The 26,222-nt window shown below is 62.2% G+C and carries 30 protein-coding genes and 1 pseudogene; 21 read left to right on the top strand and 10 right to left on the bottom strand.

Annotated elements, in window-relative coordinates; genetic code table 11:
* Positions 1-28: 28 nt before the first annotated feature.
* From ACFMBG_RS01585 to ACFMBG_RS01560, 6 genes are all read right to left on the bottom strand, one after another.
* Positions 29-1,204 (bottom strand): ABC transporter permease, encoded by a 1,176-nt coding sequence (locus ACFMBG_RS01585; protein WP_421052973.1) that lies wholly within the window; start codon positions 1,202-1,204, stop codon positions 29-31.
* 5 nt (positions 1,205-1,209) lie between these two features.
* On the bottom strand, positions 1,210-2,838 hold the full coding sequence (locus ACFMBG_RS01580; RefSeq protein ID WP_421052972.1) for an ABC transporter permease: 1,629 nt from the start codon (positions 2,836-2,838) through the stop codon (positions 1,210-1,212).
* An 83-nt stretch (positions 2,839-2,921) separates the two neighbouring features.
* A complete protein-coding gene (locus ACFMBG_RS01575) occupies positions 2,922-4,022 on the bottom strand; it encodes an extracellular solute-binding protein (RefSeq protein WP_421052971.1) in 1,101 nt (366 codons plus the stop codon).
* Positions 4,023-4,099: 77 nt separating this feature from the next.
* A complete protein-coding gene (locus ACFMBG_RS01570; protein ID WP_421052970.1) occupies positions 4,100-5,200 on the bottom strand; it encodes an ABC transporter ATP-binding protein in 1,101 nt (366 codons plus the stop codon).
* Between the two features lie 367 nt (positions 5,201-5,567).
* Complete coding sequence (locus tag ACFMBG_RS01565; RefSeq protein ID WP_421052969.1) at positions 5,568-6,962, bottom strand: aspartate aminotransferase family protein; 1,395 nt, start codon at positions 6,960-6,962, stop codon at positions 5,568-5,570.
* 66 nt (positions 6,963-7,028) lie between these two features.
* Entirely contained in the window at positions 7,029-7,715 is a 687-nt protein-coding gene (locus ACFMBG_RS01560; protein WP_421052968.1) for a GntR family transcriptional regulator, read from the bottom strand.
* A 142-nt stretch (positions 7,716-7,857) separates the two neighbouring features.
* Between ACFMBG_RS01560 and ACFMBG_RS01555 the strand changes: the two genes are divergently transcribed.
* The 5 genes from ACFMBG_RS01555 to ACFMBG_RS01535 all read left to right on the top strand — a co-directional run bounded on the left by ACFMBG_RS01555 (position 7,858) and on the right by ACFMBG_RS01535 (position 13,203).
* Complete coding sequence (locus ACFMBG_RS01555) at positions 7,858-8,946, top strand: polyamine ABC transporter substrate-binding protein (protein WP_421052967.1); 1,089 nt, start codon at positions 7,858-7,860, stop codon at positions 8,944-8,946.
* 117 nt (positions 8,947-9,063) lie between these two features.
* Positions 9,064-10,191 (top strand): ABC transporter ATP-binding protein, encoded by a 1,128-nt coding sequence (locus ACFMBG_RS01550; RefSeq protein WP_421052966.1) that lies wholly within the window; start codon positions 9,064-9,066, stop codon positions 10,189-10,191.
* Positions 10,191-11,072: an ABC transporter permease subunit gene (locus tag ACFMBG_RS01545; protein WP_421052965.1), complete on the top strand. Its 882-nt coding sequence runs from the start codon at positions 10,191-10,193 to the stop codon at positions 11,070-11,072. Before ACFMBG_RS01550 ends, ACFMBG_RS01545 begins: the two co-directional genes overlap by 1 nt.
* Positions 11,069-11,884 (top strand): ABC transporter permease, encoded by an 816-nt coding sequence (locus ACFMBG_RS01540; protein WP_421052964.1) that lies wholly within the window; start codon positions 11,069-11,071, stop codon positions 11,882-11,884. Before ACFMBG_RS01545 ends, ACFMBG_RS01540 begins: the two co-directional genes overlap by 4 nt.
* Positions 11,884-13,203 carry an NAD(P)/FAD-dependent oxidoreductase gene (locus ACFMBG_RS01535; protein ID WP_421052963.1) on the top strand — a complete coding sequence of 440 codons (1,320 nt, stop codon included), beginning with the start codon at positions 11,884-11,886 and terminating at the stop codon, positions 13,201-13,203. Before ACFMBG_RS01540 ends, ACFMBG_RS01535 begins: the two co-directional genes overlap by 1 nt.
* On the opposite strand, the gene ACFMBG_RS01530 is transcribed toward ACFMBG_RS01535, so the two are convergent.
* The 3 genes from ACFMBG_RS01530 to fliK all read right to left on the bottom strand — a co-directional run bounded on the left by ACFMBG_RS01530 (position 13,176) and on the right by fliK (position 16,642).
* The gene (locus ACFMBG_RS01530; RefSeq protein ID WP_421053077.1) at positions 13,176-13,952 is read right to left on the bottom strand and encodes a phosphotransferase; all 777 of its coding nucleotides are present in this window, start codon (positions 13,950-13,952) and stop codon (positions 13,176-13,178) included. The two genes, ACFMBG_RS01535 and ACFMBG_RS01530, sit on opposite strands and share 28 nt — an antisense overlap.
* 148 nt (positions 13,953-14,100) lie before the next feature.
* Positions 14,101-14,778, bottom strand: coding sequence for a FlgD immunoglobulin-like domain containing protein (locus ACFMBG_RS01525; protein ID WP_421052962.1), 678 nt, complete (start codon positions 14,776-14,778; stop codon positions 14,101-14,103).
* Positions 14,779-14,782: 4 nt separating this feature from the next.
* Positions 14,783-16,642: a flagellar hook-length control protein FliK gene (gene fliK / locus ACFMBG_RS01520; protein ID WP_421052961.1), complete on the bottom strand. Its 1,860-nt coding sequence runs from the start codon at positions 16,640-16,642 to the stop codon at positions 14,783-14,785.
* A 127-nt stretch (positions 16,643-16,769) separates the two neighbouring features.
* Here fliK and ACFMBG_RS01515 point away from each other — a divergent pair, with 127 nt between their 5' ends.
* From ACFMBG_RS01515 to ACFMBG_RS01485, 7 genes and pseudogenes are all read left to right on the top strand, one after another.
* On the top strand, positions 16,770-17,063 hold the full coding sequence (locus ACFMBG_RS01515; RefSeq protein ID WP_421052960.1) for a rod-binding protein: 294 nt from the start codon (positions 16,770-16,772) through the stop codon (positions 17,061-17,063).
* Entirely contained in the window at positions 17,056-17,415 is a 360-nt protein-coding gene (locus tag ACFMBG_RS01510; RefSeq protein WP_421052959.1) for a flagellar biosynthesis protein FlgN, read from the top strand. Before ACFMBG_RS01515 ends, ACFMBG_RS01510 begins: the two co-directional genes overlap by 8 nt.
* Before the next feature lie 202 nt (positions 17,416-17,617).
* On the top strand, positions 17,618-18,427 hold the full coding sequence (locus ACFMBG_RS01505; protein WP_421052958.1) for a flagellin N-terminal helical domain-containing protein: 810 nt from the start codon (positions 17,618-17,620) through the stop codon (positions 18,425-18,427).
* A gap of 78 nt (positions 18,428-18,505) precedes the next feature.
* Positions 18,506-18,877, top strand: a complete 372-nt coding sequence (flaF, locus tag ACFMBG_RS01500) for a flagellar biosynthesis regulator FlaF (protein ID WP_421052957.1) — start codon at positions 18,506-18,508, stop codon at positions 18,875-18,877.
* Between the two features lie 2 nt (positions 18,878-18,879).
* Positions 18,880-19,284: a flagellar biosynthesis repressor FlbT gene (gene flbT, locus ACFMBG_RS01495; RefSeq protein WP_027235787.1), complete on the top strand. Its 405-nt coding sequence runs from the start codon at positions 18,880-18,882 to the stop codon at positions 19,282-19,284.
* Between the two features lie 179 nt (positions 19,285-19,463).
* Positions 19,464-19,634 (top strand): annotated as a pseudogene (locus ACFMBG_RS01490) (DUF1217 domain-containing protein); the annotation flags it as partial.
* 26 nt (positions 19,635-19,660) lie between these two features.
* Complete coding sequence (locus ACFMBG_RS01485; RefSeq protein WP_421053080.1) at positions 19,661-19,984, top strand: hypothetical protein; 324 nt, start codon at positions 19,661-19,663, stop codon at positions 19,982-19,984.
* A 174-nt stretch (positions 19,985-20,158) separates the two neighbouring features.
* Here the strand turns inward: ACFMBG_RS01485 and ACFMBG_RS01480 are convergent, their stop codons facing one another.
* Positions 20,159-21,487: a FliI/YscN family ATPase gene (locus tag ACFMBG_RS01480; RefSeq protein ID WP_421052956.1), complete on the bottom strand. Its 1,329-nt coding sequence runs from the start codon at positions 21,485-21,487 to the stop codon at positions 20,159-20,161.
* Between the two features lie 87 nt (positions 21,488-21,574).
* Here ACFMBG_RS01480 and ACFMBG_RS01475 point away from each other — a divergent pair, with 87 nt between their 5' ends.
* The 9 genes from ACFMBG_RS01475 to ACFMBG_RS01435 are packed head-to-tail and all read left to right on the top strand — an operon-like array spanning position 21,575 to position 26,145.
* A complete protein-coding gene (locus tag ACFMBG_RS01475) occupies positions 21,575-21,964 on the top strand; it encodes a FlgB family protein (protein ID WP_421052955.1) in 390 nt (129 codons plus the stop codon).
* Positions 21,965-21,977: 13 nt separating this feature from the next.
* The gene (gene flgC, locus ACFMBG_RS01470) at positions 21,978-22,370 is read left to right on the top strand and encodes a flagellar basal body rod protein FlgC (protein WP_421052954.1); all 393 of its coding nucleotides are present in this window, start codon (positions 21,978-21,980) and stop codon (positions 22,368-22,370) included.
* A gap of 22 nt (positions 22,371-22,392) precedes the next feature.
* Positions 22,393-22,689: a flagellar hook-basal body complex protein FliE gene (gene fliE / locus ACFMBG_RS01465; protein ID WP_421052953.1), complete on the top strand. Its 297-nt coding sequence runs from the start codon at positions 22,393-22,395 to the stop codon at positions 22,687-22,689.
* Between the two features lie 3 nt (positions 22,690-22,692).
* Complete coding sequence (locus tag ACFMBG_RS01460; RefSeq protein ID WP_421052952.1) at positions 22,693-22,965, top strand: flagellar biosynthetic protein FliQ; 273 nt, start codon at positions 22,693-22,695, stop codon at positions 22,963-22,965.
* The gene (locus tag ACFMBG_RS01455; RefSeq protein WP_421052951.1) at positions 22,965-23,681 is read left to right on the top strand and encodes a flagellar hook-basal body complex protein; all 717 of its coding nucleotides are present in this window, start codon (positions 22,965-22,967) and stop codon (positions 23,679-23,681) included. Before ACFMBG_RS01460 ends, ACFMBG_RS01455 begins: the two co-directional genes overlap by 1 nt.
* A 10-nt stretch (positions 23,682-23,691) precedes the next feature.
* Positions 23,692-24,477, top strand: a complete 786-nt coding sequence (flgG, locus tag ACFMBG_RS01450; RefSeq protein ID WP_421052950.1) for a flagellar basal-body rod protein FlgG — start codon at positions 23,692-23,694, stop codon at positions 24,475-24,477.
* Complete coding sequence (gene flgA / locus ACFMBG_RS01445; protein ID WP_421052949.1) at positions 24,477-24,899, top strand: flagellar basal body P-ring formation chaperone FlgA; 423 nt, start codon at positions 24,477-24,479, stop codon at positions 24,897-24,899. The genes flgG and flgA overlap by 1 nt, the downstream gene beginning before the upstream one ends.
* Complete coding sequence (gene flgH, locus ACFMBG_RS01440; protein ID WP_421052948.1) at positions 24,899-25,639, top strand: flagellar basal body L-ring protein FlgH; 741 nt, start codon at positions 24,899-24,901, stop codon at positions 25,637-25,639. Before flgA ends, flgH begins: the two co-directional genes overlap by 1 nt.
* An 8-nt stretch (positions 25,640-25,647) precedes the next feature.
* Positions 25,648-26,145, top strand: coding sequence for a flagellar basal body-associated FliL family protein (locus ACFMBG_RS01435; RefSeq protein WP_421052947.1), 498 nt, complete (start codon positions 25,648-25,650; stop codon positions 26,143-26,145).
* Positions 26,146-26,222 lie beyond the last annotated feature (77 nt).

The following is a 26,222-nucleotide window of genomic DNA, read 5'->3' as shown; positions in this document are numbered from 1 at the left end:
TTTATGTTCAGCCGTCAGTGGCTGACAATCAGGTTGGGGACATGCCGCGCAGGCGTTCGGAGCGGCGGCGCAGCATCTCGACCGTGGTCAGGAGCGCGATGGAGATCACCACCAGGATCGTCGCAACAGCGAGGATGGTGGGGGAAATCTGCTCGCGCAGGCCGATGAACATTTGCCACGGCAGCGTCTTCTGTCCGGCGGAGCCGACGAAGAGCACCACCACCACCTCGTCGAAGGAGGTGATGAAGGCAAACAGGCCGCCGGAAATCACGCCCGGCAGGATCAGCGGCATCTGCACCCGGAAGAAGGTGGTGACCGGCCCTGCGCCCATGTTGGCCGCCGCGCGGGTCAGCGAGCGGTCAAAGCCCACCAGGGTCGCGGTGACGGTGATGATCACGAAGGGGATGCCCAGTGCCGCATGGGCCAGCACCACGCCGAAGTAGGTGCCCTGCAGGCCGATCCGGCTGTAGAAGAAGTACATGCCCGCGGCCGAGATGATCAGCGGCACGATCATCGGCGAGATCAGGATCGCCATGATGGCGCGGCGGAACGGCACATGCGGCTGGCTGAGGCCGATCGCCGCCAGGGTGCCGAATCCCACTGACAACACAGTCGCCATCGGCGCGATCTTCACCGAGTTCCACAACGCCTGCTGCCAGTCGTCATTGGTGAAGAAGTCGCGGTAGTGCTTGAGCGAATAGCCTTCCGGGTCGAAGCGCAGCATTTCAGGCGTGAAGGTGAAGAAGTCCTGGGCGTTGAAGCTGAGCGGCATCACCACCAGGATCGGCGTGATCAGGAAGACGAAGATCACCCCGCAGATCACCCGGAAGGTATAGTGCCACAGCACCTGGCCCGGGGTGAGATACGGCGCCAGGTGGGCGCGGTAGCGCGAGGTGGCGATCCAGAACACGAACCAGCCGGCGAACCAGCCGAACAGGGCGCCAATCACCGCGGCGACGAGGCCGCCCAGCACGAAGCCCGCCGCCGCGAAGACCGCAATCAGCAGCCAGCGCAGCGGGGTTTCCTTGTCCGTCAGCCCGGCAAAGACGAAGCCGATCACGCCCAGCAGTGCCGCGCCGACCAGCACCCCCATCAGGCCGGAGCCCTGGGCGGTGCCGACGAAGAGGCCGAAGAAGGCCCCCGCGGCGGCGGCAGTGGCCGCGGTGAAGCCGGGGGTTTGGTTTTCAACAGGTGTCAAAGCCATTTCTGTTATCCCAGTTTCACGTTGTCGATGCCGACGATCTTGTCATAGGCCCAGTAGAGCCCCAGGACGATCACCAGAAGGATGGTGCCGAGCGCCGCGGCGAGGCCCCAGTTCAGCGACTGCGAGATGTGGAAGGCAATCCGGTTGGAGATGAAGACACCCTTGGTGCCGCCGACCAGTTCCGGCGTGATGTAGTAGCCGATCGCCAGGATGAAGACGAGGATCGAGCCTGCGCCGATGCCCGGAACCGACTGCGGGAAATAGACCCGCCAGAAGGCCGTCCAGTTGGTGGCGCCGAGCGATTTCGCCGCCCGCAGGTAGGAGGGGTTGATAGTCTGCATCACCGAATACATCGGCAGGATCATGAACGGCAGCAGGATGTGGGTCATCGCCACGATGGTGCCGAACTGATTGTTGATCATCACCAGACGGTTGGTGTCGCCCACAAGGCCCAGCCAGACCAGCGTGTCGTTGATCACGCCCTGCTGCTGCAGCATCACCTTCCAGGCCGAGGTCCGCACCAGCAGCGAGGTCCAGAACGGCAGCAGCACCAGGATCATCAGCAGGTTTGCGGTGCGCGACGGCAGGTTGGCGAGGATCCAGGCCACCGGGTAGCCGAGCACGATGCAGCTGCAGGTGATCGCCAGCGACATGATCAGCGTGCGCAGGAACAGGGTGCCATAGATGCGCTCGTCCTCGGGCCGCAGTTCCGGCCCGTCCGGGCTTTTCTGAAGGTCGGCAGCGTTCAGGAAGTAGCCGTTGGTGTAGGTGCCGGAGTAAGTCTTGATCGTGCGCCAGACTTCAGGGTCGGCCCAGTCCTTGTCCATCTTGACGAAGGCGTCGCGGGCGGATTCGGTTTCCATCTGCCCGGATTCGATCAGCGCCGCGGCTTCCTGCAGCAGGCGCTGCGCGTCACCGCCGGCGGCCTGAGCGGCCTGCGGGTTGGCCGCGAGATCGGAATGCAGCGCCATGTAGACAGGGGCCCAGGGCTCTTCCTCGGTGGGACTGTCGTTGTCCTCCTCCTGGATGGTGCGCGCAAACCTCAGGTAGGCAGCGCTGGCCTTGGGCAGCGCCTCGCGGGCAGTCTCAGACAGCTGGAAGGGCGGTTCGGACCCGCCGTCCGCGCGGCTGGCCAGCCACTCCGGATCGGCAAAGACCGACATGAAGGTCTGCGGCTCCTCCCAGGCGGGATCAAGCGCGGCGAATTGTTTCAAATACCCCTCGCCAACGTCGTCGACGCGGCGGCCGGCCTTGCGGAACAGCGAGGAAATGCCCGGCGTTTCGTAGTTCAGCCGGGTGCCGACGCGGGTGTGCTGTTTGCGCTCGGCCGCCTCGACGAGGTCATAGGCCAGCGCCTCATAGACCGCTTCAGGGGGCGTTTCGCCGCTGTCGGCGTCCCAGTCCTGCACCGCCACCACGGTCTGCGGAAGGGTGTCCTGCACGATGCGGTTCTCGACCGAGCGGAACAGCATGTCCGCGATCGGCAGAATGAAGGTCAGCAGGACAAAGAGCAGAAGCGGCGCAATCAGCAGCAGCGCGCGGATCTTCTGCATCCGGAGGGCCCGGGCGAGGCTGCGCTTCAGCGGCGTGCCGTCGGCGGCCAATACCGGACCGGAATGGGTGATGTCACTCATGGGGTTCCCCGTCGGGTCTTTATTTTTTGGGGCGGGGGCCTGCGCGTGGCGGCCCCCGCCGGGCCTCTCATCAGGAGGTCAGATTATTTGGCCAGCCATGCCTGGAACTTAGCGTCCAGATCATCGCGGTTGTCGGCCCACCATTCGTAGTCATAGGTGTGCACGTTGCCCGCGTTTGCCGGATCGGTCGGCATGTGCGGCGCCATGTCGATGCCCAGTTCGGCGTGCTTGCCAACCAGCGGTGCCGAGGAGGCACGGGCCGGGCCGTAGGAGATGTAAGCAGCCTGGTCGGCCAGACGCTGGGTGTCGGTGGCGAACTTCAGGAAGTCCAGCACGCGCGCCTTGCGGTCTGCGGGCAGGCCTGCCGGAATGATCCAGCCGTCGAGGTCGAAGGACTGCATGTCCCAGAGCATGCCGATCGGCTGGCCCTGCTCGGCAATCGCCGAGAACAGGCGGCCGTTGAAGGTCGAGCCCATCACCACTTCGCCATCGGCGAGCAGCTGCGGGGTTTCGGCGCCGGCGGTCCACCAGACCACCTGGTCCTTGATGCTGTCGAGCTTGGCCAGCGCGCGGTCCACGCCCTCGTCGGTGCCCAGCACGTCATAGATCTCGTCCTTGGCGACGCCGTCGCAGTACAGAGCCCACTCCATGTTGTCGATCGGGCGTTTCTGCAGCGAGCGCTTGCCCGGGTACTTCTCGGTGTCGAAGATCGCGCAGACCGAATCCGGCTGGTCGATCAGGTCGGTGCGGTAGCCGAAGGTGGTCGAGTAGACGATCTGCGGCACGAAGCAGTCGCTGACGATCAGGTCGCCGAAATCCTCGGACGCCGCGGTGCCGTCAGGCGCTTCGGCCAGAACCTCATCATGGTCCAGCTCTTCCGCCAGGCCTTCGTCGCACAGGCGCATGGAGTCGGAGGCCACAACGTCAACCAGGTCCCAGGTCACGTTGCCGGCTTCGTTCATGGCGCGGATCTTGGCCACGGCTTCGGCCGAGCTTTCGTCCCAGACCACTTTGACGTCAGGGTTCTGCGCCAGATAGGGCTCGACATAGGCCTTGTGCTGGCTGGCCTGATAGGCACCGCCCCAGGATACCAGAGTCAGCTCATTGGCCATTTCCTCGGCAAAGGCCGACGGGGCGCAAAGGGCGGTGGTCACCGCCAGTGCAGACATTTTGCTGAGTTTCATAGAGAGTCTCTCCTTGTTGAATTTCACAAATGTGAAGCCCCCGGTCGTTCTTCTGCCGGGGGTTCGGCGCGCGCGGATCAGGCGTCCAGCGCGCGGCAGTCTTCCGGCAGCCAGCCGATTTCGATCTGCTGGCCGGGCTGCAGCCGGACCTGGTCCGGGGCGTTGCGGGTCTTGATGATGAATTCATCATTGCCGGCCACCCGCAGACGGGTGCGGAAGATGTCGCCCATATAAATGAACTCCAGGACTTCCGCCTTCAAAGTATGCACGCCTGCCTGCAGGCGGTTCTTGTTGTATTCGACACGCTCCGGGCGGATCGAGACGCGGGTGCGCTCGCCGGGCTTGGAGACGTTGACCGGCTTGCAATCGATCAGCTCGCCGTCGTCGAGCTCCACCAGAGCCCGGTCGCCCTTGATCTCCTTGACGGTGCCTTCCAGTGTGTTGTTTTCGCCGATGAACTGGGCAACGAAGCTGTTTTCCGGGCTTTCGTACAGCTGATCCGGCGGCGCAATCTGCTGGATGCGGCCATCGTCGAACACCGCGACACGGTCCGACATCGTCAGCGCCTCGGTCTGGTCGTGGGTCACATAGACCACGGTGATGCCCAGGCGGTGCGCAAGGTGGGTGATTTCAAACTGCATCTTCTCGCGCAGCTGCTTGTCGAGCGCGCCCAGCGGCTCGTCCATAAGCACCAGCTCGGGCTCGAACACCAGCGCCCGGGCCAGGGCGATCCGCTGCTGCTGGCCGCCGGACAGCTGGGCCGGGCGGCGGCCGCCGAAAGCGCCCATTTCCACCATGTTCAGCGCCCGCTTGACCTTTTCCTCGCGCTCGGACTTGCCCATGTTGCGGACTTCGAGCGGGAAGGAGAGGTTTTCCGCAATCGTCATGTGCGGAAACAGGGCGTAGTTCTGGAACACCATGCCGATGCCGCGCTTGTGCGGCGGGATGTTGTTGATCGAGGTCCCGTCCAGGCGGATGTCGCCATGAGTCGCGGTCTCAAACCCGGCCAGCATCATCAGGCAGGTGGTTTTCCCGGACCCCGACGGGCCAAGCATTGTCAGAAATTCGCCCTTGGGCATGGTGAGGTTGAGATCTTTGACAACGAGATTTTCGCCATCGTAGCTCTTTTGGACACGTTCGAATTCAACGAACGCATCAACGTTTGACGCATCAGCCAAAGCGGGCTCCCCGTAGTTTTGTCATCCGGCAGATTTTCTCTGCGCTTGTTCGAAGTTAATCACACCAAAGCTACCAAGCGCTAGGTATGAAAAAAATATTCTTTCAATGTCAGGGGTACGAAATTCATACTTCGGTCCCGTCCACATGCGGAAAAGTATATCCTTACGGAACCCTAGTCCTGATCGATGAATACTGATCGGACATTTTGCGACGCCCTTCGGACATTTTGCGCCATACACTGCAATTCACTGGCCCGAAAACGACGCTTCCCGAACCTTCACCGAAGAAAACGGCCCGGCAGACAGGCTGCCGGGCCGCAATGAGTCGCAAGCTGAACCGGCGCGGTTATGGCGCCAGGGAGGAGAATCAGGCGCTGTGCAGCAGGTCCTGGGCCTTCAGCTCGGCATAGCATTCATCCAGCGATTTGGTGGCACGCTCGATCAGCACGTCGATCTGCTCCGGGGTGATTACCAGCGGCGGCGAGATGATCATCCGGTCGCCCACATGGCGCATCACCAAGTTGTTGGCAAAGCAGCGCTCGCGGCAGATGTAACCGACGGTGCCCGCCTCTGAGGCAAAGGCGGCGCGGGCTTCCTTGTTGGGGGTCAGGGCGATGGAGCCCATCATGCCCACGATCTTGGCTTCGCCGACCAGCGGGTGATCGGTCAGCGCTTCCCATTTCTCCTTCAGATACGGCGCTGCCACATCGCGTACATGGCCGAGGATGTTCTCCTCTTCCAGGATCCGCAGGTTTTCCAGCGCCACCGCTGCGGCCACCGGGTGGCCGGAGTAGGTGTATCCGTGGTTAAACTCGCCGCTTGCGATCACCGAAGCGATCTCATCGCTGACAATAGAGCCGCCGATCGGCGCGTAGCCGGAGCTGAGGCCCTTGGCGATGGTCATGATGTCGGGGCGGATGTTCAGGGTTTCGCTGCCGAACCAGTTGCCGGTGCGCCCGAAGCCGCAGATGACCTCATCCGCGATCAGCAGGATTTCATACTTGTCGCAGATGCGCTGGATTTCCGGCCAGTAGCTGTCCGGCGCCACGATCACACCGCCCGCACCCTGCACCGGTTCCGCGATGAAGGCGGCCACACGGTCTTCGCCCAGCTCCAGAATCGCCTCTTCCAGTTCGCGCGCGCGCTGCAGGCCGAATTCCTCCGGCGGCATGTCGCCGCCTTCGGCCCACCAGTTCGGCTGGTTGATGTGGTGGATGTCCGGAATCGGCAGGCCGCCTTGGGCGTGCATGCCGCTCATCCCGCCGAGGGAGCCGCTGCCGACGGAGGAGCCGTGATAGGCATTCTTGCGGCTGATGATGACGGATTTCGACGGTTTGCCCTTCAGCGCCCAGTAATGACGCACCATGCGGATGTTGGTGTCGTTGGCCTCGGAGCCGGACCCGGCAAAGAACACATTGTTCAGATCCCCCGGCGCCAGGTCGGCAATCCGCTTGGCCAGCGCAATGGCGGGCACATGGGTGGTCTGGAAGAAAGTGTTGTAATAGGGCAGCTCGCGCATCTGGCGGGCGGCAACCTCGGCCAGCTCCTCACGGCCGTAGCCGATGTTGACGCACCACAGGCCCGCCATCGCATCGAGGATCTGATGGCCTTCGCTGTCGGTCAGATGCACGCCTTCCGCGCGGGTGATGATGCGCGCGCCCTTTTGCGACAGCTCGCCGTTGGCGGTGAACGGGTGCATGTGATGGGCCGCGTCCAGCGCCTGCAGCTCGGCCGTCGGCATGTGGTTGGTGATCACGGTCATGGGACTCGCTCCTGAGAAAGACTGATTGGCCCCAGAATATGATCAAATTCTCAAGTGTCAATCGAATCAGTTAGCGCCCTGCAGCCCCTGAACCACATGCTCCATGCCCTCATAGACGTCCCGCTCCATCGCCAAAGCGGCCATTTCCGGGTCCTGCCGCCGCAGCGCATCGAGAATGTCCTTGTGCCGGTCCGGAAAGCTCTGGGTGCCGAGACGCCCGCTGACCACCCGAAGCGAGGGGCCGAAGCGCAGCCACAGGCGGTCGGCAATGTCGCTGAGAATAGGCGCTTTGGCGTGCGCATAGAGCGCTGTGTGAAAGCTGTAGTTCTGCACCAGGTAGCCCGCCACATCACCGGTCGCGATGGCCTTGTCGAGCGCATTATCGATGGCCACGAGCTCCTCTATATCCGCCGGACCAACCTGCTGCGTAGCCCGGCGCGCAAGCTCGCATTCTATTGTTTTTCTGGCAAAAATCAGTTCCTCCAGATCCTCGGGACCCAGCAGCGGCACTGACACGCGGCGGTTGCCCTGGAACATCAGAGCCCCGTCTGAAATCAGCCGCCGGATCGCCTCGCGCACCGGGGTCATGCCGGCCTCCAGCGTCTCCACCAAACCTTGGATTGTCACCGCCTGGCCGGGCACCAGTTCGCCGAACAGTATCTGCGCTCTGAGCTTCTGGTAAACGATCTCATGTGCGGGCAGTTTCGCCTGGTTTTCCTGCGCCGTTGCGGGTGGCGAAGTCGTCTCTGTCACCTGGGGGTTTCCTCCTCGATTTTGGCCAGCTTGCACCATCCTGGGCCAAGTGAAAACATAAAGAGTATTGCCGAACGCGGCAAAACTTGATCAAATCCATTTACAGCCGGACCCCGAAGCCGGCACGCACAGGGAGAAATTCATGACACTGAAAACGATGACCATGACCGCCGTCGTTGCCCTCGGCACGGCTGCCGCTGCCGCGGCGGAAGAGGTTCGCGTCTACAATTGGTCCGACTACATTGATGAAAGCCTGCTGGAAAAGTTCGAAGCCGAAACCGGCATCGACCTGATCTATGACGTCTTTGACAGCAACGAGGTTCTGGAGACCAAGATGCTGGCGGGCGGCTCCGGCTACGATGTGGTGGTTCCGACCGGCTCCTTCATGGCGCGCCAGATCCAGGCCGGCGCCTTCCAGAAGCTGGACCCGTCCAAGCTGCCCAACAAGGGAAACATGTGGGACGCGATCGAGGAGCGCACCGAGCGCTATGATCCCGGCAACGAGTATTCCATCAACTACATGTGGGGCACCACCGGCATCGGCGTGAATGCCGGCAAGGTCAAGGAAGTGCTGGGCGAAGACGCCCCGATCGACTCGCTGGAGCTGGTGTTCAACCCGGAGAACATGGCAAAGCTGGCAAGCTGCGGCGTGCATTTCCTGGACGCTCCGGACGAGATGATCCCGGCCGCCCTGAAATATATCGGCGAAGACCCCAACAGCATGGATGCCGATGTGGTGGCCAAAGCCGAGCCGGTGCTGATGGCCGTGCGCCCCTATGTCACCAAGTTCCACAGCTCCGAATACATCAACGCCCTGGCCAACGGCGATATCTGCGTGGCCTTCGGCTGGTCCGGCGACATCCTGCAGGCGCGCGACCGCGCGGTCGAGGCGGATAACGGCGTCGAAATCGAGTTCAACGCCCCCAAGGAAGGCGCGCTGATGTGGTTCGACCAGATGGCGATCCCGGTCGATGCCCCGAACCCCGAAGGCGCCCACAAGTTCCTGAACTTCATCATGGACGCGCAGAACATGGCGGCGGCGTCCAACTACGTCTATTACGCCAACGGCAACAAGGCGAGCCAGGAGTTCCTGGAAGAGGATGTGATCGGCGATCCGGCGATCTATCCCAACGAAGAGACCGTCAAAAACCTGTACATCAAGGAAAGCTATCCGGCGAAAGTACAGCGTAAGGCCACCCGCATGTGGACCAAGGTCAAATCCGGCACCTGATCTGCCGCACATGACCCGCGGGGCGCATATGCCGCCCCGCAAACCCTGACGCGCCTGGGCTTTCCCTCGCGCGGCCAACCAATACATCCGCGCGACACTTCGCAGAAGAGGCCCGGCTTGACTGCTTCCGTATTCGAACCCTGGAACGATCCTGAGGCTAAGCCCCTGATCCACTTCCAGAACGTCACCAAACGCTTTGGTGAGTTCACAGCCATCGACAATCTGACCATCGACATCTACGAGCGGGAATTCTACGCCCTGCTGGGCCCCTCGGGCTGCGGCAAGACCACGCTGATGCGGATGCTCGCAGGGTTTGAAACCCCGACAGAGGGCAAGATCTTCCTGGCCGGGCAGGATATTGCCCCGGTGCCCCCGAACAAGCGCGCCGTGAACATGATGTTCCAGTCCTATGCGCTGTTCCCGCATCTGTCGATCTGGGAGAACATCGCCTTTGGCCTGAAGCGCGAGGGGATGCCCAAGCACGATATCAACGACCGGGTCGAGGAGATGCTGCGGCTGACCCGGCTGGAGAAATTCGCCCGCCGTAAACCGCATCAGATCTCCGGCGGCCAGCGGCAGCGGGTGGCGCTGGCGCGGTCGCTGGCCAAGGCACCGAAGCTGCTGCTGCTGGACGAACCGCTGGGCGCGCTCGACAAGAAGCTGCGCCAGGATACCCAGTTTGAGCTGATGGACATTCAGGAAAAGACCGGCACCACCTTTGTGATCGTGACCCACGATCAGGAGGAGGCGATGACTGTTGCCTCCCGCGTGGCGGTGATGGATCACGGCAAGATCGTTCAGGTGGCCACGCCGGACCGGATCTATGAAACGCCGAACTCGGTCTATGTCGCCGACTTCATTGGCGATGTGAACCTGATCGAAGGCACCGCCAATCCCAACGGCGGCGGCACCTATGCAATGTCCTGGCACGAGGGCCAGCCGCCGCTGAACGTGCAGTCCGCCAACGGGTTCTCCGACGGCCAGAAATGCCACCTGGCGATCCGTCCGGAGAAGGTCTCGATCAGCGCTGAAAAGCCGACCGCAGCAGACAATTCCGTTCAGGGCCGCATTCTCGACATCGCCTATCTCGGCAACATCTCCACCTATCACGTTGAGCTGCCGACCGGCGCGGTGATCAAGGCGCAAACCGCCAACACCCGCCGCATCGCCCGCCGCGACTTTACCTGGGAAGACACTGTCTGGCTGTCCTGGACCGCCACGGCAGGCGTTCTGCTGGCAGAATGATGCGCCGCTTTGTTCTGATCGCCATCCCCTATGTCTGGCTTCTGGCGCTGTTCCTGGTGCCGTTTGTCATCGTCCTGAAAATCTCTCTGTCCGACGCGGCGATTGCCCGTCCGCCCTATTTCCCGCAGTTCGATTGGGCCGAAGGCATTGCCGCCTTCATCGCGGAGCTCGATTTCGAGAATTTCGTCTGGCTGACTGAGGATGACCTCTACTGGAAGGCCTATCTCAGCTCCCTGAAGATCGCGGCGGTCTCCACCTTCTTTACCCTGCTGGCGGGGTACCCGATTGCCTATGGCATGGCGCGGGCACCGGAGGAATGGCGGCCGACGCTGATGATGCTGGTGATCCTGCCGTTCTGGACGTCCTTCCTGATCCGCGTCTACGCGTGGATGGGCATCCTGTCCAACGAAGGGTTCCTCAACCAGCTCCTGATGTGGATCGGGGTGATCTCCGAGCCGCTGACCATCCTCAACACCAATTCCGCGGTCTACATCGGCATTGTCTACACCTACCTGCCGTTCATGATCCTGCCGGTCTATTCGGCGCTGGAGCGGCTGGACGGTTCGCTGATCGAAGCCGCCGAGGACCTCGGCTGCTCGCGCTTCACCGCCTTTTGGCTGGTGACGGTGCCGCTGTCGAAAAACGGCATCATTGCTGGCAGTTTCCTGGTTTTCATCCCGGTCCTGGGTGAATTCGTGATCCCGTCGCTGCTGGGCGGTTCGGACACCCTGATGATCGGCAAAGTGCTGTGGGAGGAGTTCTTCTCCAACCGCGACTGGCCGGTGGCATCCGCCGTGGCAGTGGTCTTGCTGCTGCTGCTCATCATTCCGATCGTACTGTTCCAGCGCAACCAGCAGAAACAGCAGGAGGCCGACCAATGAACCGTATGAGCTGGTTTAACGCCGTATCACTGACTCTCGGCTTTGCCTTCCTCTACATCCCGATGGTGATCCTGGTCATCTTCAGCTTCAACGAAAGCAAGCTGGTTACTGTTTGGGCCGGGTTCTCGACCAAATGGTACGGGGAGCTGTTGCAGAACGACGCCTTTCTGAACGCTGCCTGGGTGACGCTGAAGGTGGCGGTGTTCTCCTCCACCATGGCGACCGTGCTGGGCACCATCGCAGCCTACGTTCTGGTGCGCGGCGGGCGGTTCATGGGGCGGACGCTGTTTTCCGGCATGATCTATGCGCCGCTGGTGATGCCAGAGGTGATCACCGGCTTGTCGCTGCTCTTGCTGTTCATCGGCATCGGCCTGGATCGCGGCGTGTTCACCATCGTGCTGGCCCACACCACATTCTCCATGTGTTATGTGTCGGTGGTGGTGTCTTCCCGTCTGGTGAGCTTTGACCGCTCGCTGGAGGAAGCGGCGCTGGATCTGGGCTGTTCCCCGGCCGAGGCCTTCCGCCTGGTGACCCTGCCGATCATTGCCCCCGCGGTGATTTCCGGCTGGCTCTTGGCCTTTACCTTGTCGCTCGATGACCTGGTGATTGCATCCTTCACCTCCGGCCCCTCGGCCACCACCCTGCCGATCAAGATCTTCTCCGCCGTGCGCCTGGGCGTCAGCCCCGAGATCAACGCGCTGTCGACGATCATGATCAGCATCGTCACCATCGGCGTCATCACCGCCTCGCTGGTGACCAAGCACCAGGTGGCGCGCCAGAAACGGGAGGAACAGGCTGCGGTGCGCGCCTGATGCGCCGGATCTTTTCCGACTACGCCTACGGTCCCGGCCCGCGCAGCAACTGCTGGTGGGACGGGACCATCGCGGCACCGGACTGGCCGGTGCTGCAGGGGGAAATGTCCGCCGATGTGGCGATCATCGGCGGCGGCTTTACCGGTGTGTCAGCGGCCCTGCATCTGGCGGAGAACGGCCTGTCCGTCGCGGTGCTGGAGGCCGAAACCCCGGGCTGGGGCGCCTCCGGCCGCAACGGCGGGTTCTGCTGCCTTGGCGGGTCCAAACTCTCCGGCTCCGCCATGCGCCGCCTCTTTGGAAAACCGGCCGCAGACACCTATGACGCCGGCGAGGAAGCCGCGGTGCATCTGGTGCGGGATCTCCTGCAGGCGCATGGCATCGAGGCCGACACCCACTCAAACGGGGAAACCCAGCTGGCGCACAGCGAAAAGGCTGCGCGACGTCTGCGGGCTCAGGCAGAGGCCATGCGCGCGGCAGGAGAGGAGCCGGGCTTCCTGACCCGGAACCAGCTGGCAGAGAACGGCCTGAACGGCACTTTTCATGCGGCGCTGACAACGCCGGTGGGCTTTGCCCTGAACCCGCGGAAATACCTGTTCGGCCTGGCCAAGGCTGCCCAAAGCGCCGGGGCCAACCTGTATCAGCGCAGTGCTGCCGAGTCAGTGCGGCAGGACCGCGGCGGATATAGAATAGACACTAAACAGGGGATTTTGCGGGCTTCCAAGGTCATCATCGCCACCAATGGCTACTCCTCCGAGGACCTGCCCGGCTGGCTGGCCGGGCGTTACATGCCTGCGCAGTCAACTGTCATGGTGACCCGTCCGCTGACGGAGGCCGAGCTGCAGGCGCAGGGCTGGTTTTCGCATCAGATGGCCTATGACACACGCAACCTGCTGCATTATTTCCGGCTGATGCCGGACAGGCGTTTCCTGTTCGGGATGCGCGGAGGGCTGCTGGCCTCGCCCCGGGCCGAGGCCGCGATCCGGCGCAAGCTGCGGCAGGATTTCGAGGTTATGTTCCCGGCCTGGCGCGATGTGGAAAGCACCCAATGCTGGTCCGGCATGGTGTGCTTGTCGCGCAATCTGGTTCCTTACGTCGGAGCAATTCCAGAAATGCCGGGCATGTATGCGGGTCTTTGCTACCACGGCAACGGGGTCGCCATGGGCAGCTATGCCGGGCGGTTGCTGAGCGATCTGGTGCAGGGGCGGACGCCTGACCTGCCCTATTCTCCCGTGATGCAGAAAATGGCCCGTTTCCCCTTGGGCCGCGCCCGCCGGATCCTGATGCCGCCTGCCTATGCGCTGCTCGGCCTGATGGACTGAAGCGCCGCAAGCTCCAGCTCAAACGCCTGCCGGTCCTTGCCGCCGCCGCGTTCGGCCCGCCATAGGCAATAGGCCGCCATGCGCCAGTGGAACCAGGGCTTCAGCGCCAGCACCCGGCCGGCGATCCGCGAGTCGGGATAGGCGGCGAGGAAGCTGTCCTCCTCCGCCGTCGACAAGGCCGCCCCCCGGTACATCAGCTGCATGGCAGGCGACAGGAACAGTGCCAGATCCTCCGCCGGATCGCCGATCTGCGGGCATTGCCAGTCGATCAGCGTCAGCGTGCCGTCATGCGCCAGCAGATTGCCGGGCACCGGGTCGCCGTGGATCAGCACCGGCTGCGGCAGCGGCGGAACCTGCCCCAGAGGGCGCAATGCCGCAAGCTGATCCCGGTTCCGGCAGTTTTTCAAAATCTCAAAAGTCTGGATCTCAAGCGCCGCGCTGCCGTTCACACCCTGCGGCAATCCTGGCGGCGGCGCCAGGTCGTGCAGACGCCCAAGCAGCTGTGCAACATGGCCGGTATCCTGCTTCCAGGGGCTGCCGTTGACATGGGCATAGCCCAGCCACCTGCGGCCCTCGAAAACACCGGTCTGCACCAGCGGCGGCACCATTCCGGTGCCGGAGAGTGCCGTCAGCACCGCAATTTCGCGCGCCGGGTCATTGGCGAACAGCGGATTGCCGCCATCCGCCGCGTACAGCTTGATCACTAGCCCGCCGGCCCGCCAGACATGGTTCGAACGCCCCCCGGCCAGCCGCCGGGGCGCGGGAACATGCAAGCCCGTTGCGGACAGATGCGCAAAGAAACGGGCTTCAAACTGGTCAGGCAGCGATTGCAGGGCGGTCTCCGGTGTTATGCCGCCCTGTTCTTAGACAATTTTTCGGCCTGCGGATACTGCCGGATCAGCTTTGCGGGTCGCGAAGCGCGCTCACCGAAGACGCCAGGACCACCGAACCGCCTTCGGTGATCAGACCCACATCGCCGCCCTGCATCCTGGTTTCGTTCACCTTGAAATAGATCTCGGCATATTCCTGCAGCAAAAGATCGTCGCCTTTCCTGCTTTCGATGACAAAGCTGTACTCCCCTGTCTCCAGCGGGTTGCCGTCATCATCCAGCCCCGTCCACTGGTAAGGCTCGGCCGAAACCGGCAGGGTGACACGCTGCACTTCGGTCCCCTTTGCGTTCTCCACCACCAATGTCACCGAATCCGCAGCAGCGGCCGGGTTAGGGGCAATGGTGATTTCGCTGCTGCCATCGAAGTATCCCGGCGCCACACCCCGAGCTTCCATCCCGACCCAGCCGGACAGTGCCGCCATGTTGGCCAGGCCAAGCTGGGATTGCAGCCCTTCCAGCAAGGTGTTGCTCTTGGTCTGCTGCTCCACCATCGAGAACTGCGCCAGCTGGGCGGCGTATTCGGTCGAATCAAGCGGCTCCAGCGGGTCCTGGTTCGTCGCCTGCGCGGTCAGCATTTTCACGAAGGTTTCGAAATCGGATGTCAGGCCGGACGTCTGCTGGGAGACCGCCGGCTGCAATGCGGATTGTGCTGCGGGGCTGCCCGCGGAAGTGACTGCTGTTGTCATGTGATCAGACCCTCATGTCCACGCCGGTTTCACCCAGGCGGAGGTTTTGCGTTACTGTTTCGGCGGCCTCCGCCGCATCGGCGTTGCGCGTTCCTGCGCCCCCGGAAGAGGACCCTGCGCCGCCGTCCGCGTCATCCGCGGACTGGTTGCCGGACTGGCCGCCGCTGAATTCAAAGGAGATGTCTTCATACCCCATGCGGCGGAATTCCTCCGCCAATTCATGGATATGACGGCGCATCAGATCACCGGTTTCCGGACGCTCCGTTTGAATGATCATGGTGATACCCGTTTCGCTGGCCACCACGCGCATTCTCACGTGGCCCAGTTCCTGCGGGTTCAGCGAGACTTCAACTTTCTGCTCACCCTTGGCGGCAAAAGCCTCGGCCAGCTGCGCCGCAACCATGCGCGGCATCTCCGGCCTGTGTACCGTGCCTGTGCCGATGGAGGCCTCCGCCAGCAATTGCGTCAGCCCTGGCACCTCGCCGGACAGGCCAAATGCGCCCGGCAGCAAGTCCTCGGATCCGGACAACAGCTCTGCACCCGGCGAACCCGCGGTGAGCCCGCCGGCCATCAGCGGCTGAAGAATGGCAGTGGCCGGCTGGAGCGGTTGCGGTGCGGGCGCTGCCGGGGCCGCACGAACCTCCCCGCCCTTGAGCACGCCCGATATCAGTCTGCCGGTCTCAATCCCCTCAGCCTCTGCCGGAGTATCGCTGCTGATCAGCGCTGAGGCTATTTCCGCCCTCTGGCCCGGTCCCTTTGGCACAGCCTGGCCGGATGTAAGCGACTGAACCATGCCCTGCGCAGGAGGCATACTTGAGCGCACCACAACGTCAGGCCGCGTCGCTGCCTTCTGACCGTCTGTCTGTAAGGCTTCTAGAGACTGAGAATTGGAAGTCGCCGAGGGGATAGTTGCAGCAGGCGCCTGCCCGGTCGCAACACCCTTGGCTCCCTGCCCCATGGCTTCCCCGGATTGTTGGCGAACAGCCTGTGGTTGCGTGCTGGTAATTCCAGTCGCCTTAACTGATGTTTCCGGGGGCACATGGGCAGTACCGGCAGCCTCTTTGCCTTCTTGCGCCTGCAGTTTCGCGCTTGTAGTGCCACGTTCCGATGCGTTGCTGCCAGAGGCAATCTCCGCCTGCGATTGCCCAGGAACCTGTGCTTGGCCTGGTTTTTCAAAAGCTGCAGTCTGGCCACCTCCCAGCATCGCCTGGTTGCGTCCCGGCGCCGTCCCGCCAGCCTGCTCTTCGCCGACAGCGGAGGGTGGCGCGGTCTTCTCACCTAGGCCGGTTCCGTGAAGCGGATTCTCACCAACACGCGAAAGGTCAACCCTGCCCAGCTGTTCACTGCTTGCAGAAAAGTCCGGAGTGGTTGAAGGCGATTTCTCGCTCGCAATAGCAGACTCAGATGCGGGAGGCTCTTCTTCCTTCGCAATTGCGGTTCTTGAAGTGTCAGGGTCTGAGTTATTACTCGCCGGACCTGCATCCGCTCCGGCCTCGGGCAATCCGGCTTCAGCCTCCTCTGCCTGGTTTGCGCCCGGCTCACTGCCGGCTTCTGGCAATCCGGCCTCAGGCAATCCGGCTTCAGCCTCCTCTGCCCGGGTTGCGCCCGGCTCAGTGCCGGCTTCTGGCAATCCGGCTTCGGCCTCCTCTGCCTGCGTTGCGTCCAGTTCGGCGCCGGCTTCCGCCTCAGCCGATTCGCCCTTGCCTGTGACCGCACCATCAACCGCTTTGCCGCGCCCGGCCTGAGCCGAAACGAAATCAGCAAAATCATTGGAACTGTTTGATTTTTTGGATGACTCCCCGGTTGCAGCCGGCGCCTTGCCAACAGAACCGGCTTCAAAGCCAAGGATCGAATTCATCATCATGATCGTCTTCCGGACATTCTATCTCGTCCCGGAAAGACTAATCCAAAAGCGGTTACGGCAATTTTAACCGGTTCCTGCGCAGTTTCAGAAAATCGATGAAATTCGACTTTCAACCGGAGAACCGGACATGCCAGATCTACTGCCCACCCCGCTGCAGACTGCATCTGCAGCTGCTCCAGTCCGGCCCGCAGGCAGCGACCCGCTGCGCGAGGCCGCTATTGAACTGGAAGCCTCCTTTCTTGCGCAAATGCTGAAATCCGCAGGCCTTGGCGAATCCCGCGAAGGCTTTGGCGGCGGCGCAGGCGAAGACCAGTTTTCCAGCTTTCTCATCCAAGAACAGGCCACACAGATTGCCCGCTCCGGCGGCATCGGGCTGGCCGAATCACTTTATCACGCATTGAAGGAGACCCAAGGTGAGTGACCTGAAACCGCAAAAGCTCATTGATGAGCTGGACCAAATCCTCGACCGCGAGCGTGCCGCCCTGATGGCCGGCGACCTTGGCAAGCTGGAAGAGCTTCTCGCAAAGAAAGAGAAAGTGATCGGCAAGCTGAACTCCGTCTCAGAGCTGGAACGCGAGTCTCTGGCGCAGGTTCAGACCAAGGTGTCCCGCAATCAGCGGCTTTTGGACAGCGCCATGGACGGCATCCGGTCGGTTGCCGCCCGCATGGCCGAACTGCGCCGCATCCGGAAGGGTCTGGACGTTTATGACCAGGCTGGACGCAGGAACCGTTTCGGCACCCGCGGCGGTGCAAAGCTGGAAAAACGCACCTGATGCAATTTTGGGAAAATTCTAAAAAACCAAACCCCGGCATTAGCACTCCCTTAGCAACTCCTGCGCCAAAGTCGCCTTGCACCTCATGAGGGGTGGCGCGGAAGCCGGACGGCGGAACGCACAGTCAGAAAGACGTCAATCAACGCCCCGCCGGGGCACAGAATACCGGGGCTAAAACGCCCCACAGCTAAAGGATAAAGCTATGACCAGCATTCTGACAAACAACGGCGCAATGGTTGCTCTGCAGACCCTGAAGTCTGTGAACAACAACCTGGAAGAAACCCAGAACCAGATCTCGACCGGTAAAGAGGTCGGCATGGCCAAGGACAACTCCGCTGTCTGGGCGATCTCCAAGTCGATGGAATCGGACATCCAGGCGTATGAAGCCGTCTCCGACGCCCTGGACTTTGGTGAAGCCACCGTTGCTGTTGCCTCCTCCGGCATGGAACAGATCGTTGAAACCCTGAAGGAAATGCGTGAACTGGCGGTTGCAGGTGTTTCGCAGAACGTCGATCACGCTAAAATCGAAGCTGACCTGGTGAAAAAGCGGGAGCAGATCGAATCGATCATCGACTCCGCATCGTTCAACGGCGCCAATCTGCTGGATGACAACGTCACTGCGCAGCTGGACGTTCTGGGCGGCCTGAACCCGGCAAGCGACACTATCGTTATCTCTGGGATCGACACTGCCGCCAACATGGACACTACCACCATGACCGCGCTGGACTCGACCAATGCAGCAACGGTTCTGTCTGAAGTCGAAGCCATGCTGACCTTTGCTATCGACAGCGCGGCCCAGCTGGGTGCGGACAGCAACCGCCTGACCGACCAGAACAGCTTCGTTTCGAAACTGACTGACTCGCTGAAATCGGGTGTCAGCACCATGGCCGACACCAACATGGAAGAGGCCTCGGCGCGATTGAAGGCATTGCAGACCCAGCAGCAGCTGGCTGTGCAGTCGCTGACCATTGCCAACCAGGCACCATCGACCCTGCAGCAGCTGTTCCGTTAACAGCCTGATCCGGGGCGCTGAAAGCGCCCCGGTCTTCCCCTCTCAGAGAACCTGAAGATTAATACGTTAGGAAAACACGTGAATGCCCTTCTGAAGGCGAAGAGTGCCTATTCGGCGGCAAAGGCCCCGACCCGGACAGCAAAGAATTTCGAGTATGAAGTGGTCGCCCGCGTAACGCGTCAGCTGATCACGTCAGCGCAGAAAGGCCGCGGCGGGTTCAATGACCTTGCAAAGGCATTGAACGACAACCGCAAGCTCTGGTCCATTTTCACGGCAGACATCGCTTCGAAAGGTAATCCCCTGCCGGACGACCTGAAACAGAACCTTTTCGAACTGGCGGAATTCACGAGACAGCACACCAGTAAAGTGCTTCAGCGCAAGGCCAATGTCCGGCCCCTGGTGGAAATCAATACGGCCATCATGCGTGGCCTCCGCAGCGGAGCTTCCTGAATATGAGCGGACTTGTCCTGAAACTTGCCCCCAAGGAGCGTGTCCTTGTGAATGGCGCGGTGATTGAAAACGGCGACCGCCGCAGCCGCCTGTCCATTGTAACCCCGGATGCCAACATCCTGCGCCTGCGCGATGCCATCCATCCGGAAGAAGCAAATACGCCGGTGCGCCGGGTATGCTATGCCGCGCAGCTGATCCTGTCCGGCGATGCCGACCCCGAAGAAGAGCGCCTGCCGATGCTGCGCCGGATCGAGGAGCTGAGCCAGGTCTTCACCGACCCGGACAGCCGCGCCTCCCTGGCCGAGGCAACCGACGCCCTGATCGGCAACAACCACTACCGTTGCCTGAAGGCGCTGCGCACCTTGCTGGCGCGCGAAGACCGCCTGTTTGCCGTTCGGCCTTCGTGATCTTCCAGCCCCTCCTGCCGGCAACAGGAATAGCGGGCTGGAACTCCTTGCAGGCCACCTGCGACATGCCGTTCTAGGGTATCATTCAGAATGGACCGCAACAGCGTGTGTCCGTTTGCTTCCCGGAAAGTACCGGCAGCGTCTAAAGCGCCGGGGACCCGATCAGCGGCCCCCGGCTTTTGCGTGCCGCGCCTGGCGCCTTGGGTCCGGAGGAGAATAACTGCAAGGAAGTTGTTCTGCCGGAGCGCCTCTTCCAGGATGGCACCGAAGCCAGTGACGCTCTGGCTAACCGCAGTGACGACAACCGCTATGTGCAATTCAGCGGCGCGTTCGGGTTTGGACCAGGACAGCCGCTCAACAATGCGGCGCCTGGGCAATGCACGATCTGGTCTGCACCGGCCGGCTGCAATCCTTCGAAGCCTTTATTGGCGTGCAATGCCTTTCCTTGCGGGGCGCAAATTCCGGCGAACGTGAGGAGCCCAGCCTGGCAAAAGACGGCAGCCCGGCAAATACCAGGAAATCAAACCTGAAGGGACAGCCCGCGCTGCGCGAACTGTTCGGAACTGCTAGGGGTCTGCCATTGAACCTGGCTCAAGGCGGCCTCGACCACCAGCCGGACCTCTTCAGGGATAAATCCAAGACGACGTTTGGCAGTTGTGACATCGCCATTTTCTCCGATCGGGAAAAAGCGAAAAGCTGATCACCACCTGTTTGATCCAGGCAGAAGCTGCCGGTTGCGAGACCGGCATCTCTGCAGACTCAACAGCTTTGCTGCTGGTGATCAGCCTGATCGTAACAGCTGCCATCTGAAAACGGCGCCGCAAGCCTTGGCCGGGCGCCGTTTCTCCAACTTTCAGTGGCATCAAGCCGTGCCTCAGCGCCCTGCCTTGGCGCGGCGCAGCAGCAGCAGCAGGCGGTTGAAACTGCTGGTGATGCCCTCAGAGTCCTCGCGGCCGAAAAAGGCGTCCAGTTCGGGCCAAAGTTTGACGGCCTGATCCAGCACGGCGTCATTGCCCTCAGCATATAGCCCTGCCCGGATCATCACTTCGGATTGCTCATAGGCGCCCAGGAATTTGCGCACCTGCTGGATGGCCTCGTTTTCTTCGGCCGTGGCCGCAGCAGGCAGGCTGCGCGAGACCGATCTCGACACGTCGACCGCCGGGAACCGGCCGCGCTCGGCGATCTCCCGGCTCAGCACGATATGCCCGTCCAGCACCCCGCGCAGAATATCGGCAATCGGTTCGTCCATGTCGGAGCCCGCCACAAGAACGCTGAAGACGGCGGTGATATCGCCCTGCCCCTCGCCGCCAGGGCCGGCCCGTTCACACAACCCGGTGATCAGCGGCGTCACCGACGGCGGATAGCCGCGCAGTGCAGGCGCCTCTCCCGAGGCGGCGGAGATTTCCCGGTGCGCCTCGGCAAAGCGGGTCACGGAGTCGGCCAGGAACAGGACATTCTTGCCCTGGTCCCGGAAATGCTCCGCCACGGTCATGGCCGCCCAGGCGCAGCGGCGCCGGACCAGCGCCGACTGATCGGACGTCGCCGCCACCACGACTGCCCGGCGCATGCCCTCGGGCCCCAGGACCTCTTCGACAAAGTGATTCACCTCGCGGCCGCGCTCACCGATCAGCGCCATCACCACGACATCGGCTTCCATGCATCGCGCCAGTTTGGCCAGGAGCGAGGATTTCCCCACCCCGGAGCCTGCAAAAAGGCCAACGCGCTGGCCGCGCACAACCGGAAGAATCGTGTTCAGCAATGCATGCCCAGTGGCCAGCCGCTCTCCCATGGACCGCCGCCCGGCGGCCTTGGGCGGGGCCGCCATCAGGTCCCGCGCCACTGCTCCCGGCAGCATCGGGCGGCCGTCCAGCGGCTCGCCAAAAGGATCAATGACCCGGCCGATCCAGTGATCGCTGGGCGCGAATTCCGGCGAAGGATGCAGCAGCACCGCATCGCCGATCGCGGCACCATCCGGCGCCCGATCTGGCAACATGCTGATATTATTACCGCCTATCTTGAGAACTTCACCATGCAGTTCGTCTTTCGGGCCACGGCGCAGCACCAGCCGGTCACCGATCCGTGCAGCGGACGCCAGCCCGCTGACTTCAATCTCGCCACCTGAGATTCCCGTCACCCGGCCCATCTGCGTCGCCAGGCGGGTGCTGGCAATTTGACGGGTAAGTGCTTCCAGCTCTGTTTTCATGCGGCGGCCTCCGTTGCTGTCCTGAAAACAATTTCTAAAGGAATCGGGGTTAAGCCTTGATTGAAATCGATCAAGGGAGAAACCCTGGTGTTCACAGAACTGAACGTATTCAAAATTGCCTATTCCATGGCGGCCCATGCCGGTAAGCGCCAGGCATTGGTATCCCAGAATATCGCCAACGCCGATACGCCCGGTTACCACGCCAAGGACATCAAGCCCTTCAAGGAAGTTTTTGCCGCCGGCGCCCGCCCGGGCAGCATGATCGCAACCCGCGGAAGCCATTTGAATGGCACCGCAGGCAGCGGCATGGACTGGGCTGTCATTTCCGACGAAACCGGCAGCGACCCCAACGGCAACTCGGTTTCCGTCGAGACTGAGCTGCTGAAAGGCGTTGATACGGAACGCCAGCACAAGCGTGCCATGGCCATCTACAAATCCTCCATGAACGTCCTGCGCGCAAGCCTGGGCAAAAACTGAGGAGGCATGACAGATGAGTGAATTCTCCAAAGCCCTTTCCGTCACCGCCAGCGGCCTCAAGGCACAAGCCGCACGCCTGCGCCATGTGTCGGAGAACATCTCCAATGCCGACACACCGGGATACCGCCGCAAGGCAGTGCCGTTCGAATCGGTGCGCGAGCTGCAGACGGATGTGGAGCATGTGCGCACCGGCCGGGTCACCCTGGATCGAAGCGAACTGGAAAAAGTCTACGACCCGTCACATCCGCTGGCCGATGACAGCGGGCATTTCGAAGGCTCCAACGTAGATCTGATGATCGAGATCGCCGACGCCCGCGAAGCGCAGCGCAGCTATGAGGCCAACCTGAAGATGTTCGAGCAGACCCGCTCCATGTCGGCATCGCTGATGGAACTTTTGAGACGTTAACTGAAATTTTTGGAGATCCAGAATGGATATTCGCAGCCTTTCCGCCGCCAGCGGCTATGCCGCCGCCCGCCCTGCCACCAAAGCTGATCCCAACCACGAAAGCACCGGTGCCGGCGCCCATATCAAACAGAGCTTCGAAAACTTCGCAGCAACACTGCAGAACAGTGAGCAGCTATCGGTACAGGCAATGACCTCGCAGGCGGACCCGCATGCGCTGGTGCAAGCGCTGGCGCAAACCGAACTGGCGGTCGAAACCGCGGTTACCGTGCGCAACAAGGTCGTCGAGGCCTATCAGGAAATCCTGAGGATGCCGGTCTGAGCCATGATGAGCGAAAGCCTCTTCTATGACACGCTGCGCCAGGCGCTGTGGACCGCTGTCACCATGTCGACGCCAATCCTGATCACCGCGCTGGTGGTCGGTCTGGCCATCGGCCTGTTCCAGGCCCTGACCTCGGTGCAGGAAATGACGCTGACATTCGTGCCCAAGCTGACAGCGATCCTGGTCGTGTTCTGGATGACCATGGGCTTCATGACCCAAACGCTGGTGGCCTTTTTCGACGGCCACGTTGTTCCGATGATTGCCGGAGGCTCTTAATGGAAAACGCAGGTTACGCCACCATTTCACGCCAGTCAGGCCTGATGCGGGAAATGCGCGTCATTGCCAACAACATCGCCAACTCCGCCACGACCGGCTACCGCCAGGAAGGGCTGATCTTCTCGGAATTCGTGCAGTCCTCGCCTGGTGAGCCGTCGCTGTCGATGTCGCGCGCCAATATCTTCAACACTTCGATGCAGCAGGGCCAGCTCACCAATACCGGCGGCACATTCGATTTCGCCATCGAAGGGGACGGCTTCTTCATGGTCGAGACCCCGCAAGGGGAACGGCTGACCCGCTCCGGTGCCTTCTCCCCCAATGCCGCCGGCGATCTGGTGACCATGGACGGCTACCGGGTTCTTGATGCGGGCCGTGCACCGGTCTTTGTGCCGCCGGATGCCGGCAAGATCGAAGTGGGCTCGGATGGCTCGCTGAGCGCAAACGGGCGCCTGCTGGGACAGCTGGGCCTGTTCAAACCGGTCGAGCAGCACACGCTGGTACGCGAGGACGGAGTGATGTTCCGCGTCGAGGGCGACATCGAAGAGAACTTCGACTCGAAAGTTCTGCAGGGCTTCCTGGAAGGTTCCAACGTGAACGCGATTTCCGAAGTCAGCCGGATGATCGAAGTGCAGCGCGCCTATGAGATGGGCCAGAGCTTTCTGCAAACGGAAGACGAGCGCATCCGCAATGCCATCAAAAACCTGATCAAGTCCTAGGAGAATCCAGATGCGTGCCCTCAAGATCGCAGCAACCGGCATGAGCGCCCAGCAATTGCGGGTGGAGACTATCTCCAACAACCTCGCCAACATGAACACCACCGCCTACAACGCCCGCCGCGCCGAGTTCGCCGATCTGCACTACCAGCAGATCTCCCGGGCCGGCACCGTGAATGCTTCGGACGGCACCGTGCTGCCAACCGGCGTGCAGGTTGGCCTTGGTGTGCGCCCGGCCGCTGTCTCCGTTCATCTGTCGCAAGGGGCGCTGCAGCAGACCAACAACGACTTGGATATCGCCATCGACGGCAAGGGCTACCTGGAGGTGACCCTGCCCTCCGGCCAGACCGCCTATACCCGCGACGGCTCCCTGAAACGCTCGGCCGAAGGGCTGATCGTGACCTCGGACGGTTTCGCGGTGTCGCCGGAAGTCACCATTCCTGACGACGCCACCAGCATTTCGATCAATGCCGAGGGCGAAGTCTACGGGTACTTCGAGGATTCTCCCGAAGGCCAGCTTCTGGGTCAGTTCACCCTGGCCGGTTTCACCAACCCCAAGGGGCTGGAGGCGATCGGCAGCAACCTGTTCACCGAAACCGAAGCCTCGGGCGCCGCCACCGTCTCCACCGCTGGCGAAGACGGGCTCGGCACCCTGCGCCAGGGCTACCTGGAGGGCAGCTCGGTCGATGCAGTGCGCGAGGTGACGGAGCTGATCGAAGCCCAGCGCGGTTACGAAATGAACGCCAAGGTCATCTCGGCTGTCGACCAGATGATGGGTGCAACCACACAGGTGCGCTGATGAAACTTGCTCTTGCCTGCCTTACTGCCGCCGCACTGTGCGCACCGCCTGCCTGGGCGGACTACCTGATCCCGCTGCGCACAATCCGCGCCAAGGAGATCGTGAACGCCGAAGATCTGGCGCTCAAGAAAGGCGAGATTCTCGGCGCGCTGTCGGACCCGGCAGAGGTTGCAGGCATGGAAGCACGCGTCGCGCTTTACGCCGGGCGGCCCCTGCGGCCCGGCGACATCGGCCCGCCGGCCATCATTGAACGCAACGACCTGGTCACCCTGATCTTCCGTCAGGGCGTGCTGACCATTGCCGCAGAAGGGCGTGCCCTGGGCCGCGGCGCCGCCGGTGAAGCCGTCCGGGTCATGAATCTCTCTTCCCGCACCACCGTCACCGGACGGATCAAGGAAGACGGCTCCGTCGAGGTAAACTGATGACTATGAAAATTTCCCCCGTCAAACCGCTGCTTTTCGGGCTGGCCCTCCTGGGCGCCTGCGGCCGGATGGATCACCTGGGCAAGCCGCCCACCTTCACTCCCGCCAATGAAACGCCCGAGCATGTCGCGATGCTCTATCAGGGCCTGCCCGCGCAGACCCAGACCCGGCGCACCGTTGACGGCTCATCGCTGTGGAGCGGCTCGCAGCAATCGCTGCTGGGTGACCGCCGCGCGATAAAGCGGGGCGACATCCTGACGGTTGTGATCGAAATCGACGAAGAAGCGGAAATCTCCAACGACACCCAGCGTTCGCGGTCGGGGTCCGAAAGCCTGAACATGCCGCACCTTCTGGGCCTGCCGCAGCGGCTGGACCGGAAACTGCCGGAAGGCGCCACCTCGGCAGACGCGGTGGAGCTGGGCAGCTCCAGTGCGGCCGGCGGCAAAGGTTCTGTCAAGCGCAGCGAGAAACTGGAGCTGCGGGTGGCGGCCACCGTTGTCGATGTGCTGCCTAATGGGGTTCTGGCGATCAGCGGGACCCAGGAGCTGCGGGTGAATTTCGAACTGCGCGAGCTGCTGGTGACCGGCTATGTCCGGCCCCAGGACATCAGCCGCCAGAACGAAATCACCTACGACAAGATCGCCTCGGCCCGCGTGTCCTATGGTGGCCGCGGCCAGATCACCGATGTGCAGCAGCCGCGCTACGGCCAGCAGCTGCTTGACGCTGTCCTGCCATTCTGAGGGTTGCCATGCTGTCGAAACTCCTGCCAGTCATCCTTCTGATCCTCGGAACCGGAGGCGGTATCGGTGCCGGTATCATGCTGATGCCAGCGCCAGAAGAAAAGCACGCTGCCGAGGCTGGCAGCGCCGCAAAGCCCGCTGAGGAAGCCGAAGAGGAAATCGCCGAAGATAGCGAAGAAAATCAGCGCGAATACATCAAGATCAGCAACCAGTTCGTGGTGCCTGTTGTGGAGCGCGATCAACTGACGTCGCTGGTGGTGCTTTCGCTGAGCCTGGAGGCCAAGCAAGGTATCGGCGAGAAAATCCGTGCCTTGGAGCCAAAGCTGCGCGATGTGTTCCTTCAGGTCCTCTTCGACCACGCCAACATGGGCGGCTTCCGCGGCGCTTTCACCCGGTCAGATGTGCTTGATCCGCTGCGCACGGCGCTGCGGGAGGCGGCGCGGAAATATGTCGGCAAAGGCGTTTATGATGTTTTGATTATGGAGATTTCCCGGCAGGACGTCTGACCCGGCAAGGCAGTTCAAACACAAAACGGCCGGCCCCTGGAGGCCGGCCGTTTTCCTTTGCCAAGGAGTGCCCGGAG

It is taken from the genome of Leisingera coralii (assembly GCF_049056525.1).
In the GTDB taxonomy this organism is placed as follows: Bacteria; Pseudomonadota; Alphaproteobacteria; order Rhodobacterales; family Rhodobacteraceae; genus Leisingera; species Leisingera coralii.
Note: the sequence above shows the minus strand (reverse complement) of the source record. Positions and strands in the feature narration are given on the sequence as shown.